The organism is Variovorax paradoxus (assembly GCF_024734665.1).
Classification (GTDB): domain Bacteria; phylum Pseudomonadota; class Gammaproteobacteria; order Burkholderiales; family Burkholderiaceae_C; genus Variovorax.
Genome location: NZ_CP102931.1, coordinates 6,808,404 through 6,823,919 on the forward strand (window position 1 = coordinate 6,808,404; position 15,516 = coordinate 6,823,919).

A 15,516-nucleotide genomic window follows, 5' to 3' on the forward strand; every position below is an offset into this window, starting at 1 on the left:
CACAGACGGAGACATCGAAAAATGAGTGCAGACAGTGCAACGCCCGCCCGCTGGCGGCTGGTGGAGATATGGGGCGACACGGCCGACCTGGGCCACCTCGCGTGGTCGATCGTCATCGGCATTGCGGTGAGCCTCACGGGCTACCTCGTGGCCAGTCGCGTGCTCATGAGCACTGTCGGCACGCCCGAGCTGGCACGGGCCTACGCCATGCTCGCCGGCCTGGGCGGCTGCGTGGTGTCGGGCCTGATCTGCGCGAAGCTCTTCACGCCGAAGCGCGAAGTCGTCGAAGGAGCAGCGGCCGATCCGCGCTGGCGCGAAGAGGTGCTGGCCGAACTGGCCGGCGAGCACGGCGACCTCGGCTCGGTGGACGACCTGCCGCCGTCGGTGGTGCGCGAGATGAAGGAGCTGGAGATCTACGACCTGTTCGCGTCGTACAAGCCCCGCGCACATGCCTCGGGCAGCACGGAAGGAGCCGCGCCGTGATCGACGCCGCACTCCTGAACCAGATCCTCGTTGCCACGGGCATGGGCCTCGTGGGCGCCGTCGTGTTCGCAGCCATCGGCCTCGTCTCGGGCACCGACGAGACCACCACGCTCGCACCGCTCACCCTGCTGGTGGTGCTGCTCGGCGTGCCGCCCGAAGGCGTGTTCACCTTCTTCCTGGCGGCGGCCGTGGCCAAGCACATGACGCATGCGGTGCCCACCGCGCTGCTGGGCATTCCGGGCGACACCATGGCCACGCCGCTGCTGCAGGATGCGAACGTGCTGCGCAACCTCGGCGTGCCGCACATCGCGCTGCGCAAGATGGTGTCGGGCGCGATCATCGCGGCCTTCATCGCGGTGCCGCTGGCCGTGCTGTTCGCGGTGCTGCTGGCGCCCTACGGCGCGGTCATCACCAAGGCGGCGCCGTGGATCTTCGTGGTGGCGGCCGTGGCCATCGCGTACTTCTCCAGCGGACGCTGGGCCTCGGTGGCCACGCTGGTGCCGTTCGTGATGGTGATCGTGGCGCTGCAGGCGCTCACCGGCAAGTACGGCGTGAAGCTCGGCATCAGCTACTTCCTGGGCATCGCCATCGGGCCGCTGGTGGCCGACCTGTTCTCGGTGATCTCGCCGGCTGCGCGCGCACGCATGAAGCGCGACAAGGTCCGCACCTTCTCGCTCGCCCCCGACGTGAAGGGCTGGTCGGGCTACTTCCCGAATCCGTTCAAGGTGCTGGACCGCACGCAGGTGAAGTGGACCTTCGCGACGGCCGCGATCTCCAGCGCCACCTTCGTGTTCAGCCCGGTCGCGATGACCGTGGTGCTGGGCGAACTGGTGGGCTCGCGCATCAAGCATGCGTACCACCGGCTCACCACCACGCTGGCCGCGCGCAACGGCGTGACCGAGGCCACCTACATCGCCGAGGCACTGATCCCGCTGATCGCCATCGGCCTGCCGCTGAGCCCTGTGGCGGCCGGGCCGGCCGCACCGCTGTTCAACGCGCCGCCGGTGTTCACCATCGATGCGGCCACCGGCCAGACGCACAACCTGCACAACCTGCTGAACCACTGGGAGTTCCTGGGCTACGGCATGCTGGCGGTGGTGCTCGCAGCCCTGGTGGCCTATCCGTTCACGATGAACTTCGCGCGCCGCGCGGCGCTGTTCGTGTCGCGCAAGGTGAGCCACGAAGCGATCATCGCGACCTTCGTCGGGCTGATCGTGGTCATCAGCGTATGGGAAGGCCAGCTGCTCGGGCTGCTGGTAATCCTGACGATGGGGCTGCTGGGCGGGCTGCTGTCGCGCGCGATCGGGTTCAACACCGGCGTGCAGTTCATGGGGTACTACACGGCTGTGCTGACGGTGCCGGCGGCGATCAAGGCGTTTGCCTAGGGCCGGTGCGCGGCCTGGGTGCCGGCCTGGGCTTGGGCTTCGTCGGCTTGCTCCCGCCGAACATCTTTTCCACCTGCTGCCCCACGCGCGCGCCGATGGCCGTGCCCACGCCCGGCAGCACCGCGCTGCCGATGGCCGCGCCGGTGAGCGCGGCGCCGGTCAGCGAGAGCTCGGGGTCGCTTGCGGTTCCGCCGATCTTCAGCGGCACGCCGATCACGCCGTCGACAAGGTCCACCGCGATCTCGCCGTCGAGCTTGCGGTTGAACAGCTTCAGGTTGCCGCTTGCCGTGAGCACGCCCGAACGGGCCTTGAGGTTGGTGTACTGGATCACCACGCCGTCTTCGGTGCCCTGGGTGTCGAGCGTGCCGGTAAGCTCGTTCAGTTGCGTCGTGCCCCCCCGGCTCACGCCTGCGGTGGCTACGGCCTTGGCCACGTCCAGCTTGGTGAGCGTGGCGGGCTGCACCGAGAAGGTGGTGCGGGTGTGCAGGCTGCGGATCAGCGCGCCCAGTTCCTCGGCACTCCCGGCCTCGGCCACGAGCGTGGTGTTGCCCGAGAACTTGCCGGCCACCGAAGTGCGGCGGTCGAAGGCCTGCACCAGGCTCTCGATGTCGATCTGGCGCGGCTCCAGTTCGGCGGAAAACTGCAGCTTGCCGTCGGGCAGTGTCTCCAAGCGGGAGACACCGTTCCAGGTACCGCCGCCCGCGTCGATGCGGGTGCGCCAGCGGTCCTGCCCGGCCTGGCGGTCCAGGCGCAGGCGCACGGGTGGCAAGGGCGGTGCCAGGCCGGCGCGCTCGAGCCGGGCCTGGCGCGGGCGCCAGCCGGGGTCGAAGCGGACGTCGCCGTCGTAGGCCAGCGAGATGTCGCGCCGGTCGATCCAGACCACGTCGCGCCAGCGCAGCAGTTCCACGGGCACGGGCGCGAGCGTCCATGGCGCGGGCAGCGCGACGACGTTGCCGCTGCCTTCCTGCGGCTTGGGCCCCTTGCCGCGAAACGCCCGCACCGAGGCGCGCGGCAACACCAGGCTTTCGATTTCGACCTCGTCCACGGCAATGACGCGCTGCAGCAGCGGCGCAAGCTGCAGCCGCAGCGTGACACGGCGCAGGGTGATGGGGCGCGGCTGGTCGGTGGCGATGTCGGACAGCACCAGCACGGGCACCGGCAGCAGCGACCAGTGGGCACCGCCGACCTTCAGGGCAACGCCGAAGCGCTTCTCGAAGCCTTCGGCGATCTTCGCGGCCACCTCGTCGTCGGTGGGCAAGCGCGCGCTCACCACCCACACCAGCGCGCCCACGCCCAGCAGCAGTGCGACGGCAATGCCAATGAGCCAGCGGCGGACGGGGTGCTTCATCGATCCAAGGTAACACGCAAAGGCGACTCGGTTTGTCAGTCTCCATCGCTATAGTTTTGGCCACTGTTACAGGCACAAGGAAAGAAGCACGCCATGCGTATCTGGAAAAAAGAGATCTCCGTCGAGGCGCTGACGCGCAACCACGTGGGCACCGTCGTATCGGCACTGGGCATGGAATTCCTGGAGGTGGGCGACGACTTCATCCGCGCCCGCTGCCCGGTGGACGAACGCACCCGCCAGCCCTACGGCATCCTGCACGGCGGCGTGTCGGTGGTGCTGGCCGAGACGCTGGGCTCCTGCGGCGCCCACTACTCGGCCCCCGAAGGCGACCGCGCCGTGGGCCTGGACATCAACGCCAACCACATCCGCTCTGTCACCAGCGGCTGGGTGATCGGCACGGCGCGGCCGGTTCACCGTGGACGCACCACGCAGGTCTGGCAGATCGACCTGACGAACGAGGCGGGTGAGCTGACCTGCGTGTCGCGCATCACGATGGCGGTGCTGCAGCCGCGCTGAGGCAAAGTGCGGCGGCGGGCGGCCGCCATGCCTTCTTCTCTTGCGGAGTGTTCAGCGTGGGGTTCATCGACCACAATCACGCCCCACCAACAACCAACAAGAGGAGACAAGAAATGTTCAACTGGACTGAACGGCCCGCGTCCTCGCTGGCCAACGGCGCGGTCATCGCGCCCGACGAGCGGCTGCCCTGGCTGCAGACCGGCGCCATGGGCGTGCAGCACGTGATCGCGATGTTCGGCGCCACGGTGCTGGCGCCGATCCTGATGGGCTTCAGCCCCAACATCGCGATCCTGATGAGCGGCATCGGCACGCTGATCTTCTATTTCGTCACCGGCGGCAAGGTGCCCAGCTACCTGGGCTCCAGCTTCGCCTTCATCGGCGTGGTGATCGCGGCCAGCGGCTATGCGGGCAAGGGGCCCAACGCCAACATCGCGGTGGCGCTTGGGGGCATCGTGGCCTGCGGGGTGGTGTACATCCTGATCGGGGCCATCGTGCAGGCCGTCGGCACGGGGTGGATCGAGCGCTTCATGCCGCCGGTGGTCACGGGCGCGGTGGTGGCGGTGATCGGGCTCAACCTGGCGAGCGTGCCGATCAAGAACATGGCCGCCAGCAACTTCGACTCGTGGATGCAGGCCGTGACCTTTCTCTGCGTGGGCCTGGTGGCGGTGTTCGCGCGCGGCATGCTGCAGCGCCTGCTGATCCTGATGGGGCTGATCCTGGCCACTGTGGTCTATGCGGTGCTGACCAACGTCATGGGCATGGGCAAGCCGGTGGACCTGAGTGGCATCGCCAACGCGGCGTGGTTCGGCCTGCCGACCTTCACGACGCCGGTGTTCACGGCCAACGCGATGCTGCTGATCGCGCCCGTGGCAATCATCCTGGTGGCGGAAAACCTCGGCCACCTGAAGGCTGTGACGGCCATGACGGGCCGCAACCTCGACCCGTACATGGGCCGCGCCTTCATCGGCGACGGCATCGCCACGGTCGTGAGCGGCGCCGCGGGCGGCACCGGCGTGACCACCTACGCCGAGAACATCGGCGTGATGGCGGCCACGCGCATCTACTCGACGGCGGTGTTCGTGGTGGCGGCCGTCATCGCGCTGGTGCTGGGCTTCAGCCCCAAGTTCGGCGCGCTGATCCAGGCGATTCCGCTGCCGGTGATGGGCGGCGTGAGCATCGTGGTGTTCGGGCTGATCGCCATTGCCGGTGCCAAGATCTGGGTCGACAACAAGGTCGACTTCTCGCAGAACAAGAACCTGATCGTGGCGGCCATCACGCTGATCATCGGCACGGGCGACTTCACGCTGAAGTTCGGCGACTTCGCACTCGGCGGCATCGGTACCGCGACCTTCGGCGCGATCATTCTTTACGCGCTGCTGGGCCGCTCGAAGAACTGACGCAAGGCACCCCGGAAAAGTGCAACCTCATGAAAGAAGTGTTCTCTGGAGCGCATGAAGCGGGGGCGGTTCACCGGGGTTTGGCCCGCGCCCGTTAGACTCCAACGCTTTTCGCACCGACGTTTTCCAATGGCCGATGTCTCCGCCGCGCGCACCAAGGCGGTTTTCGAATTCAAGAGCGCCACGCTGCCGCTGATCGCAGTGATCCTCAAGACGTCCGACCTGGACGTGCTGGCCGAGGCACTCGACGCCCAGCTGGCCGATTCGCCCGACTTCTTCGAGCAGGAGCCGGTGGTGATCGACCTCTCGCTGCTGCAGGAAGCACAGGGCGAGGGTGACGAAGCCGCCGGCGACATCGACTTTGCCGCCCTGCGCAGCCTGCTGGCGCGCCACCAGACCCAACCCATCGCGGTGCGCGGCGGCAATGCCGAACAGAACGCCGCGGCCCGGGCTGCCGGCCTTTCGGTGGCGGCCATGCCCGCAGCCCCCGCACCCCGCGCCCCGGCGCCGCCGCCCGAGGCCCCCGCCTCGGAAGCCCCGCAGATCGTGCGCGAGGTGCCGGTGCCGGCCAACGGCACGCTCTTGATCGACAAACCGCTGCGCTCGGGCCAGCAGGTGTACGCCCGCGGCGGCGACGTGGTGGTGACGGCGGTGGTGAGCTTCGGCGCCGAGGTCATCGCAGACGGCAACGTGCATGTGTACGCACCGCTGCGCGGTAAGGCCATTGCCGGCGCGCGGGGCAACACCGAGGCCCGGATCTTCTCGACCTGCATGGAAGCACAGCTGGTGGCCATTGCAGGCATCTACCGGACCAACGAGGTGCCGCTGCCCGACACGGTGCTGGGCAAGTCGGCCCAGGTGCGGCTGGACGGCAAGAAAATTGCGATCGACGCCATTCCATGACCCGGATCACCGGCTCACGGAACGCGGCGACCCTGACAAGCAACAACTGAATCGAAACAAGAAGGAATGGCCATGGCCAAAATTGTGGTGGTGACTTCGGGCAAGGGCGGCGTCGGCAAGACGACGACGAGCGCCAGCTTCGCGTCGGGCCTCGCGCTCGCGGGCAAGAAGACGGCGGTGATCGACTTCGACGTGGGCCTGCGCAACCTCGACCTGATCATGGGCTGCGAACGCCGCGTGGTGTACGACCTGATCAACGTCATCCAGGGCGAAGCCAACCTGAGCCAGGCACTCATCAAGGACAAGCAGTGCGACAACCTGTTCGTGCTGGCCGCATCGCAGACGCGCGACAAGGAAGCGCTCACGCAGGAAGGCGTGGAGAAGGTGCTGACCGACCTGGCCGCGATGGACTTCGAATACATCGTCTGCGACTCGCCCGCGGGCATCGAGACCGGCGCCATGATGGCCATGCACTTCGCCGACGAGGCGCTGGTGGTGACCAACCCTGAAGTCTCTTCCGTGCGCGACTCGGACCGCATCCTGGGCATGCTCAGCAGCAAGACCAAGCGCGCCAAGGACGGCAGCGAGCCCATCAAGGAGCACCTGCTCATTACCCGCTACAACCCGAACCGGGTGGCGGGCGGGCAGATGCTGTCGCTCGAAGACATCCAGGACATCCTGCGCATCAAGCTGATCGGCGTGATCCCCGAGTCGGAAAGCGTGCTGCATGCCTCCAACCAGGGCGTGCCCGCGATCCACGACAAGGAAACCGACGTGGCGCAGGCCTACAGCGACGTGGTGGCGCGCTTTCTCGGCGAAGACAAGCCGATGCGCTTCGTCGACGCCGAGAAGCCGGGCTTCTTCAAGCGGATTTTCGGAGGCAAGTAGTCCATGTCCTTTCTCTCGTTCCTGCTGGGCGAAAAGAAGAAGACTGCCAGCGTCGCGAAGGAGCGGCTGCAGATCATCCTCGCGCACGAGCGGTCCAGCCTCAGCGGCAAGAAGCGGCCCGACTATCTGCCCGAACTCCAGCGCGAGCTGGTGGCGGTGATTTCCAAGTACGTGTCCATCAACGCGGAAGACATCAAGGTGCACCTGGAGACCCAGGACAACCTCGAAGTGCTCGACATCAAGATCGAGCTGCCCGACCCGACTCCTGCGCCGGCGCGCTGAGCGGAAAGAAGCGAAAGCGCACGGACGGGTCCTGCAGGACCCGTTCTGCCAATGCGCGCTCCCACGCGAGGTAGTCGGCCCAGGCCGCATCGCGGCGCGGACCGAACACGCGCATCACCGAGCCCCAGTCGTCGTCGAAGGGGGTCAGCAGCTGGGCCGGAACGAAAGCAGTCGTCAGCGGCCTGCCAGAAGCCTTCCAGCCCTGCGTTCCGCCCTGGAGCCAGGTGAACACCGCCCCCGAACTCGGCCAGCGCTGGTGCGCATCGCGCGCCACGCGCGCGGCGGCCGTGCCGTCGGGCGAGGTGAAGACCAGCGTGCGGCCGGCCACGGCGTGCAAGACCAGCGGCGCCAGCGAGGCAGGCAGCATGTAGAGCGCGCCCGGCAGATGGCCGCGCTCGTAGTCGAGGCTGGGGCCGACGTCGATCACCGTGACGGCACCGTTCCTGCGCAGCTGGGCCAGCGCGTCGGGGGCGAGAGGCGAAGGGGCGTTGTTCACCGTCGCTGCGGTGGCAGGCGGTGCCTGGTCCGGCGCCAGTTCGCCCTCGTAGACGTAGATCTCGGCCTGGTTGAGCTGCGTGAGCCAGAAGCTCGTGATGGCGGCACGCAGCCGATGCGCCGGGTCGTCGAGCAGCACGATGCGCGCGCCGCGCGTGCCAACAAGGTTCTCGAAGTGCATCAGCAGCTGGCCACCCGGCACCTGCTGCACGCCCGTGCCCGCGAAGGCCGGGTCGGCGGTGGGCCGCACGTCGAAGACGTAGAGGGTGCGTTCGTTGTCGCCGTCACGCCATCGGGCGAGCTGTGCGGCGTCGGCCACGGGCAAGGCGAAGCGTTCGAGCAGGTCGTCGGCGATGCGACGCAACACCTCGGGGGATTCGGGCGGCAGCTCGTCGCTGGGGGCTGCGTTCTGCACGGTCGGGGCACCCTGCAGGCCCCAGGCCATGACACCGTCTTCGACGAACACCGTGTCGGGCGCGCGGCCCAGCAGCCGCAGCGTGGTCGCGCCGACGATGCCGCGCGTGCGGCTGAAGCAGTTGATGGCCCAGAGATGGTCCGCATCGTCGGCTCCGTGCTGCTCGAAGCGGCGCAGCGCCAGCTCTGTACCCGCGTGGTTGCGCGCGCCGGGCAGCGAGAGAAATTCGAACTCGGCACGCGGCCGGGCATCGACCAGCGTGGTCGGCCGGCCATCGCGTTGGCGCGCGCGCAGCGCCTCGACGGGCAACGCCGGCGTGCCGTAGTGCAGCCGCGCACGATCGCCGAAGGCCTTGACCAGCGTGCCGTAGCCGTCGATGGCGGGCAGGCCTTCGGTCACCCAGCGCTGCAGGCCGCCGTCGAGCGTGCGCACATCGGTGTAGCCCAGGCGCGCGAGCACGGCCACGGCGGCTTGTGCAACGCCGTCGGGCGCGTTGTAGTCGTCGTAGAGCACGACGGGCGTGGAGCGACGCGGCACCAGCGTGCCGACCTGCAGTTCGAGCCCGCTGAAGGGCGCGTTGCGCGCGAGGTTGGGGTGGCGCTGGACGAACCACCGGGTTTCGCGCACGTCAAGCAGCGCTAGCTCGGCCACGGGCTCTTGCAGCAGCAGAGCTTGCAGGTCTGCCGGGGTGACGGTTTTTGCCCTGGTCGGATTCATGTGTACTTGCTTTCGGGGTGAGTGCGAATGACACCGGGTACTCCCCTCCGCGAATGTCCCCCGCCGTCGGCGTGAGCGCCCCCTGAACAACGGCAAAGGCAGCAAGCGTAGACCGCATCACGCCAATGCGGGAAGGAAGTTTCACGCCGATGCATATGCGAAATGCGCGCATGCAGACAGGTTCTTCATGCCTAGCATCGCAGTCCTTCGCACCATGACAACGACTGCTGATCCGTCCATCGCCCTGGCACGCACACGCCGGCACTGGTGGTGGCACTACGAAGTGCCCACGCTGCTGCTGGCCGCCGTGCTCTACGCCGCATGGGCCGCACTGCTGTGGTGGCACGCGGCGCTGCCGGGCTGGGCGCTGTTCCTTGCCGGCGGCTTTCTCGCGCAGCTGCACTTCTCTTTGCAGCACGAGAGCATCCATGCGATGCGCCATCTGCCGAAGTGGCTGCGCCATGCGGTGGTGTGGCCGCCGCTGAACCTGTGGCTGCCGTATCCGTTCTACAACCGCGGCCACAGCTCGCATCACGTCAACTTCCACCTCACGCACCCGGAGCGCGACAACGAAAGCGCCTACCACTCGGCGCCCGCGTGGGCGGGCTACGGCCCGGTGTGGCGATGGATCTACATGGCCAACCAGACGATCGCGTTCCGCGTGGTGCTGGGGCCGTTCCTGCGGCTGTGGAAGCTGGTGCGCTTCGAAACCGTCCAGGTGCTGTCGGGCAATTTCTCGCGCCTGCCGACGTGGCTCTGGCATGCGCTGAGCGTGGCGCCGGTGCTGTACTACGTGACCGCCGTCTGCGGCATGGGCTTCGGCGAGTACCTGCTGTGCTTCGTGTACCCGGGGATGATGCTGGGCTCTCTGCGCACCTTCACCGAGCATCGCTGGGCCGACACACCGCACGAGCGCGTGGCCATCGTCGAATCGAATCTCGTGTTCGGGCTGCTGTACCTCTTCAACAACCTGCACCACGTGCACCATCGCGCACCCACCATGCCCTGGTACGAGATACCGGTGTATTTCCGCAAGCATCGCGCGGCGGTGCTGGCGGCGAACGGCAATTTTTACTACCGGGGGTATGGGGAGATCGTGCGGCGGCACCTGTTCAGGCCGGTGTTCACCCCTGTCCACCCCACCTGGTAGTGCGGGCTCAATCCGCCGCGACGAAGCGCGTGACCTGGGCCAGCACCTCGGCCTCCTTGAGGATGCGGCGATGCCCCCAACCCTGCGTGGCCACGAGCCGTGCGCCGGCGATCGCATCGCGGTACGCCTCGGCGTCGGCGAAGCGGTTCACGCGATCGTCGCGGTCATGCACGATGAGCGTGGGCTGCGCGATGCGCGGGCCCACTGCCGCTGGCTCCAGTTGCGGCATCAGCACGCCTTCGCGCGACTCGAACAGCCGCTGCATCGACAGGCGCGTGGCTTCGTTGAGGCCGAAGGTGTGCGCGAAGTAGCGCGTGTATTCGCGCGGCGAGGCAGGCGGCGCGAGCAGCACGAGGCGTTCTGCCGAGAGGCCGCGCGCGGCGGCAAGTGCCAGGCCGTTGGCACCCAGCGAATGCGCGACGGCGGCACGCAACGCGTGGCCATCAGCCGCGAGCCGGGCCGTGACGTAGGCAATGGCGCGCGCGAACTGCGGCGAGTTGCTCATCGTGCCCGCGCTGCGGCCGTGCGCCGGCAGTTCGAGCAGCACGGGCCGCAGGCCTGCAGCCGCCACGGCCTGCGCGAGCGGCAGCATCTGCCCCGCGTGCCCGCCCCAGCCATGCACCAGCAGCACCACCGGCGCCGACTCCGCACCCGAGTCCTGCGCGGCCAGGTGGTAGATGCCGACACTCGCGTCTTCGAAGGCCCAGCCCTCGCGCCGCCACTCCGCGCCGGGGCCCTGGCCGCGGTAGAGCCACTTGGGCGGCAGCGGCGTGCCGAACAGGCGGTAGGCGGCGCGCACGCCCAGCGCGGGCCAGAGGCGCTGCGACGTGGTCAGGCCGAAGCGCAGCGCGCGCATCGTGCGGCTGGGCTTGTAGTAGTTCGACTGCGCGGCATGGCCGGCAGTCGGGGTGGAAGTGCTCGTCATGGCGTGGCGTTCCTTTCGGGCGTTCAGTACCAGACCCAGTCCTGGTTGCTTCGGGGCAGGCTGCGCAAGGTGTCGCGAAGGCCCTTGGCACCAACGACGAGCGCGTAGGCGGCAAGAAAGAGGGCAATGATCAGCATGGTGCTTCTCCTGTTTATCGCACGACTGTGCGAAATTCTGGCAAATGGAAACGTGAGAGATCCGCCTGCTTCGTGAACGGATCAGGCGAGGTAGCTGGAAAGAAGCCGCTGCCAGGTCTGCATGGCGCGGTCGGCGGCCTGCGGATCGCGCAGGAAACGCGCGTCGTGCAGTTGGGTCATGGTCAGGCCGTTGATCTCGCTCACGAGCTGTGCGGGGTCGGTGTCGGCCTTCAGCTCGCCGGTCTCGATGGCTTGCAGCACGGTGCGGCGCAGCGCAGCGCGCCAGCGGGTGATCTCGCCCAGCAACATGTCGCGCAGCTCGCCTTCGCGGTCGTCGAACTCGAAGGCGCCGGCTGTGTAGAGGCAGCCGGTGTGCATTTCGACGTCTCGCGTGCGGGCGATCCAGCGCGCGACGATCTCGTTGAGCCGGGGCAGGCCCTTGGGTTTTTGCATGGCGGGCACAAACACCTCGGCCAGGAAGCCGCGGCCGTACTCTTCGATGACGGCCTTCTGCAGCGCCTCGCGCGAACCCACGCGCGAGAACACGCCGCTCTTGGACAAGCCCAGCCGGCTGGCCACGGCCTGCAGCGTGATCGCTTCCAGGCCTTCGGCCAGCGCAAGGTTCATCGCAGCGCCGACGATGGCAGCGCGGGTGAGTTCGCTTTTCTGGGTCTTGGCGTCCATGCGGCAAACTTTAGCACAGTCGTGCGAAATTTCAAGCAACCACTCCTGAAGCGCCTTAAAGATGTTTTACTCATGTGGAACCAACAAACGCATCGTTCCCCGAATAAGCACTTCTGCCGAGAATCGCCGGTCGGTCCCAACCGGGGCCCTGATGACTCTTCCGCGCCAGATGAACTTTCAACAACTGCGCTCGGTACGCGAGGCCGTTCGTTGCGGCTTCAACCTGACCGAAGTCGCCCACACCCTTCACACCTCCCAGCCCGGCGTGAGCCGGCAGATCCGCGAGCTCGAAGAGGAGCTCGGCATCGAGCTCTTCGTGCGCGCCGGCAAGCGGCTCACGGGGCTCACCGAGCCCGGCGGGCACGTGCTGCCGATCATCGAGCGCATGCTGATGGAGAGCAGCAACCTGCGCCATGCGGGCCAGGAGTTCGTCGCGCAGCAAAGCGGCCTGCTCTCGGTGGCGGCCACGCACTCGCAGGCGCGCTATGCGATGCCGGTGGCGGTGCAGGAATTCCGCGCGCAGTTTCCGAACGTGAAGCTGCACCTGCACCAGGGCTCGCCCAAGCAGATCGCGCAGATGCTGCTCGACGGCGAAGCCGACGTGGGCATCGCCACAGAGGCTCTGGGCGACTATCCGCAGCTGGTCGCCCTGCCCTGCTATCGCTGGACGCATTCGGTGATCGTGCCGCCGGAGCATCCATTGCTCGACGCGCCGCTGACGCTAGAAGCGCTCACGCGCTATCCGCTGATCACCTACGACACGGGCTTCACGGGCCGTTCGCGCATCGACGAGGCCTTCGAGCAGCGCGGGCTGCAGCCCAACATCGTGCTGGCCGCGATGGACGCCGACGTGATCAAGACCTACGTGCAGTTGGGCCTGGGCATTGGCATCGTCGCCGGCGTGGCCTACGAAGCCGAGCGCGACACGCAGCTGCGCGCGCTCGATGCGGGGCGGCTGTTCGGCATCAATCTCACCAAGCTCGCGGTGCGGCGCGGCACTTACCTGCGCAAGTACGTCTATGCCTTCATCGAGTCGTTCGCGCCGACGCTGACGCGCGCAGTCGTCGAGAAGGCTCTGGGCGACGAGGCCAGGGCCTCTCACTACGAAATCTAGAGCCTGTCCAGAGGCTGCGGCGTGGTGTGTACTGCGGACGACAGAATGGTTAAAAAAGAAGAATGCAGCTTCACACAAGGGGCGTACATTCGGGTTAATTCCCTGGCTTCCTGGAAACGGATCAGCAATGGCATCGACCCCGCAGCAGCAGCAACAGCAAACAAGGGCCGCCCTCAAGGCGGCCAATGCAGCCGAGCGGCGTGAGAGATTGAGACGAGCCTTGCCCGCAACGGTAGAGCTGCTGCAAAGCCGCCAGGCCGACCGCATCGACGACGCCGACATCGACGCATATGTGAGCCTCAACTGGCTCGAGTGGCATGGTGGCGGCCTGCGGTTGACCATCACCGGGCGCAATGTGTGCGCCCAATCGGCGCCCACCGCGCTGGTCTGAAGACCGGCTCCGGCGTTCCATCAAAAGAAAAACCGCCACAGTTGCCTGTGGCGGTTTTGCGTTGTCTGCCCGGCTGGCCGTCTGTTTACTGGCCAGCGATGATGTTTGCGATCACACCGGTGGCGATTGCCGCGAGCACGAAGTCTCCGCCCACGCCAACCCATTGATAGCCACGGGGCGGCTGCTGCAGGCGGTAGGCACGCCAGTCCTGCACCACATAGTTGCGGCCACGGTACTCGGCCGGCACACGTCCGCCACGGCGCCATTCGGCATGCGGCTGCGGGAAGCCTCGGCGATCGAACTGGCGGCCGTCGCGGAAGTCCTGGTTGCCGCGGTAGTTGCCGGCTTGCGGACCGCGGCGGTCGAAATTGCGGTCGCGCTGTTCATAGCGTCCGTCGCCTGGACGGCCATCGCCATGACGGTCTTGCGCAAAGGCGCCCCCTGCGGCCATGCACATCGCGAGCGCTGCTGCGGCGACTGCCATGCTCTTTGAATTGCTGATCATCTGGAACTCCTTCATGCGTTGATGACGAGTCCATTGTGGGCCGCACTTGTGTCCGCTTCGGGCACTTCAGGTCGCGGTCAGGTGAAATCAGGTAAGTGCTGGTATCCGTGCGGCGCCTTGTCCTTCAAACCGCGCGACCGGGCGTGTAGCGATTGACCACCATGCCGCATTCGTATGCCGTCGAACACAGCAGCCGCAGCTTGTGGCCCTTGCGCTGGTCGTGAAACACCGAACGCCCCGCACCCACGGCAGTGGGGTTCACGAAGAACTGGAACTCGTCGACCAGCCTCGCCGCAACCAGCGCGGATGCGAAGCCGACACCGCCGATGGTGATGATGTCCTTGCCCGGTTCACGCTTCAGCGCATTCACCTCCTCGGCCATGTCGCCGCGCGCGATGACGGTGCGCTCCCAGCGCGAGGCCGCGAGCTTGTCGGTGAGCACCACCTTGCGTGCATCGACGATCTTCTGTGCGAAGGCGTAGTGCGGGTTCGCAGGAAAGTTCTTCGCCGCGCGACCCCAGTGATCGAGGTAGCCCTCTTCCGCGATCAGCCGGCTCAGCAGGATGGTGTCGATGCCTTCGAAGACGGCGTTGAAGTCTTGCTTCAGTCTGTCGTCCCAGGCCCAGCGCTCGCCCCAACCCCACAGTTGCCAGTCGAGGTTGCCATTGGCCGGTGAGACATAGCCGTCGACCGACATCTGCATCTGGAGGATGAGCTTTCTCATACCGGTTCTCCTTCATGAGGACTGAAACAACCGCTTGTTGAATGCAAGCAGTGCCAGTATGCAGAAGAAGATGCAGGCCGGGCTGCGCAAGGCACATCTGGGCGGGCACTAACGTCGATACAAGACGCTCAAGGGTGCGGCAACGGCCAGCTCATCCGCCGACCAGGCTGTTGACCTGGTAGCTGCGCGAGCTGCTGTCGTGCTTCACGTGACGATCCAGCGGCGGCAGGTCGAGTTCGATCAGTGCGCCATGCGCGCGAGCAAGGTCGAAGGTGCCGGTCGATTGCGGCCTGTCGGTATGCAACACGAGCGCATACGGGCCCTCGCCGCGCGCCGCGATGCGTTGCGCGAGGATGCCGCTGCCCTCCTCCCCATCCGGCACATTGTTGTTCTCGCGCGGCGATGAAAGCACGAGCACGCTGCGCCCCAACGCGATGATCGCCACGCGCACGTTGCTGCCGGGCACCGCCACCGGCTCGCCGATGTGCGTGTCGGCATCGTCGGGCACGGTGCCGAGCAAGGCGCGGTAGCGTGCCAGCGTGGCGTCGAGATCGCGCACCGCAATGGCCAGGCTCGCCACGCCGAGCGCGCCGTTGGCATGCACGCGCACATCGCCTTCGGGCACGCGCAATGCGCGCGGCGTGAGGTCGCCGCACAGGAAGGGCAAGTCGGCCGAAGACGCGCGCGCCGTCTGCCAGCGCAGGCGCTCGCCATCGGGGCGCACGCGGCCGCCGTCGAGCGGGCCATCGAGTGCGAGCCCCCGCGCCTTCGCATCGGCCACGGTGGCAGCGGTGTCGCGCGGCAGCAGCGCGAAGTCGACAATGCCTTCGCCGTGGCGTTGCAGCAGCTGCCACCAGCGCTCGGTGGGCGACGGTTCGCGCCATGCGATCAGCTCGAAGTAGCTGCCGTCGCCAAACACCACCAGCGCGTTGTGCGTGGCGCGGCCCGGATGGTCGCCGCCACGCAGCACATGGAAGCCCAGCGCCCCGTAGTCGGCGATGGTGCGTTCGAGGTCGTGCACTGCGATGACGATGTGGTCGAGTTTCAATGGCATGAG

Annotated in this window: 17 protein-coding genes; 10 read left to right on the plus strand and 7 right to left on the minus strand. The window is 67.2% G+C overall.

The window, feature by feature from the left end:
• Positions 1 to 21 precede the first annotated feature (21 nt).
• Positions 22 to 483 carry a hypothetical protein gene (locus NWF24_RS31825; protein ID WP_258352010.1) on the plus strand — a complete coding sequence of 154 codons (462 nt, stop codon included), beginning with the start codon at positions 22 to 24 and terminating at the stop codon, positions 481 to 483.
• On the plus strand, positions 480 to 1,868 hold the full coding sequence (locus NWF24_RS31830; RefSeq protein ID WP_258352011.1) for a tripartite tricarboxylate transporter permease: 1,389 nt from the start codon (positions 480 to 482) through the stop codon (positions 1,866 to 1,868). The genes NWF24_RS31825 and NWF24_RS31830 overlap by 4 nt, the downstream gene beginning before the upstream one ends.
• Here the strand turns inward: NWF24_RS31830 and NWF24_RS31835 are convergent.
• On the minus strand, positions 1,852 to 3,216 hold the full coding sequence (locus NWF24_RS31835; RefSeq protein WP_258352012.1) for an AsmA-like C-terminal region-containing protein: 1,365 nt from the start codon (positions 3,214 to 3,216) through the stop codon (positions 1,852 to 1,854). The two genes, NWF24_RS31830 and NWF24_RS31835, sit on opposite strands and share 17 nt — an antisense overlap.
• 93 nt (positions 3,217 to 3,309) lie before the next feature.
• Here NWF24_RS31835 and NWF24_RS31840 point away from each other — a divergent pair, with 93 nt between their 5' ends.
• The 5 genes from NWF24_RS31840 (at position 3,310) to minE (ending at position 7,202) form a co-directional block, all read left to right on the plus strand.
• Positions 3,310 to 3,732 (plus strand): hotdog fold thioesterase, encoded by a 423-nt coding sequence (locus NWF24_RS31840; protein WP_093057085.1) that lies wholly within the window; start codon positions 3,310 to 3,312, stop codon positions 3,730 to 3,732.
• 113 nt (positions 3,733 to 3,845) lie between these two features.
• Positions 3,846 to 5,129 carry a solute carrier family 23 protein gene (locus tag NWF24_RS31845; protein ID WP_258352013.1) on the plus strand — a complete coding sequence of 428 codons (1,284 nt, stop codon included), beginning with the start codon at positions 3,846 to 3,848 and terminating at the stop codon, positions 5,127 to 5,129.
• A 129-nt stretch (positions 5,130 to 5,258) separates the two neighbouring features.
• Complete coding sequence (gene minC / locus NWF24_RS31850) at positions 5,259 to 6,032, plus strand: septum site-determining protein MinC (RefSeq protein ID WP_258352014.1); 774 nt, start codon at positions 5,259 to 5,261, stop codon at positions 6,030 to 6,032.
• 72 nt (positions 6,033 to 6,104) lie between these two features.
• Positions 6,105 to 6,920 (plus strand): septum site-determining protein MinD, encoded by an 816-nt coding sequence (minD, locus tag NWF24_RS31855; protein WP_093057168.1) that lies wholly within the window; start codon positions 6,105 to 6,107, stop codon positions 6,918 to 6,920.
• Between the two features lie 3 nt (positions 6,921 to 6,923).
• On the plus strand, positions 6,924 to 7,202 hold the full coding sequence (minE, locus tag NWF24_RS31860) for a cell division topological specificity factor MinE (protein ID WP_093057088.1): 279 nt from the start codon (positions 6,924 to 6,926) through the stop codon (positions 7,200 to 7,202).
• Here the strand turns inward: minE and NWF24_RS31865 are convergent.
• On the minus strand, positions 7,159 to 8,829 hold the full coding sequence (locus tag NWF24_RS31865) for a rhodanese-like domain-containing protein (protein WP_258352015.1): 1,671 nt from the start codon (positions 8,827 to 8,829) through the stop codon (positions 7,159 to 7,161). The genes minE and NWF24_RS31865 overlap by 44 nt on opposite strands.
• A gap of 214 nt (positions 8,830 to 9,043) precedes the next feature.
• On the opposite strand from NWF24_RS31865, the gene NWF24_RS31870 reads away from it, so the two are divergent.
• Positions 9,044 to 9,979 (plus strand): fatty acid desaturase, encoded by a 936-nt coding sequence (locus NWF24_RS31870; protein WP_258352016.1) that lies wholly within the window; start codon positions 9,044 to 9,046, stop codon positions 9,977 to 9,979.
• A 7-nt stretch (positions 9,980 to 9,986) separates the two neighbouring features.
• On the opposite strand, the gene NWF24_RS31875 is transcribed toward NWF24_RS31870, so the two are convergent.
• Together NWF24_RS31875 and NWF24_RS31880 are read right to left on the minus strand one after the other, a co-directional pair.
• Complete coding sequence (locus NWF24_RS31875; protein ID WP_258352017.1) at positions 9,987 to 10,904, minus strand: alpha/beta fold hydrolase; 918 nt, start codon at positions 10,902 to 10,904, stop codon at positions 9,987 to 9,989.
• A gap of 218 nt (positions 10,905 to 11,122) precedes the next feature.
• Positions 11,123 to 11,725, minus strand: a complete 603-nt coding sequence (locus NWF24_RS31880) for a TetR/AcrR family transcriptional regulator (RefSeq protein ID WP_093076513.1) — start codon at positions 11,723 to 11,725, stop codon at positions 11,123 to 11,125.
• Positions 11,726 to 11,894: 169 nt separating this feature from the next.
• On the opposite strand from NWF24_RS31880, the gene NWF24_RS31885 reads away from it, so the two are divergent.
• Both NWF24_RS31885 and NWF24_RS34310 read left to right on the plus strand, forming a co-directional pair.
• Positions 11,895 to 12,839, plus strand: a complete 945-nt coding sequence (locus NWF24_RS31885; protein WP_093076511.1) for a CysB family HTH-type transcriptional regulator — start codon at positions 11,895 to 11,897, stop codon at positions 12,837 to 12,839.
• 220 nt (positions 12,840 to 13,059) lie between these two features.
• On the plus strand, positions 13,060 to 13,230 hold the full coding sequence (locus tag NWF24_RS34310; protein ID WP_371127388.1) for a hypothetical protein: 171 nt from the start codon (positions 13,060 to 13,062) through the stop codon (positions 13,228 to 13,230).
• Between the two features lie 85 nt (positions 13,231 to 13,315).
• Here the strand turns inward: NWF24_RS34310 and NWF24_RS31895 are convergent, their stop codons facing one another.
• The 3 genes from NWF24_RS31895 to NWF24_RS31905 form a co-directional block, all read right to left on the minus strand.
• Positions 13,316 to 13,735, minus strand: a complete 420-nt coding sequence (locus NWF24_RS31895; RefSeq protein ID WP_258352018.1) for an RcnB family protein — start codon at positions 13,733 to 13,735, stop codon at positions 13,316 to 13,318.
• 124 nt (positions 13,736 to 13,859) lie between these two features.
• The gene (locus tag NWF24_RS31900; protein WP_258352019.1) at positions 13,860 to 14,459 is read right to left on the minus strand and encodes a dihydrofolate reductase family protein; all 600 of its coding nucleotides are present in this window, start codon (positions 14,457 to 14,459) and stop codon (positions 13,860 to 13,862) included.
• Between the two features lie 151 nt (positions 14,460 to 14,610).
• A complete protein-coding gene (locus tag NWF24_RS31905; RefSeq protein WP_258352020.1) occupies positions 14,611 to 15,513 on the minus strand; it encodes a VOC family protein in 903 nt (300 codons plus the stop codon).
• Positions 15,514 to 15,516 lie beyond the last annotated feature (3 nt).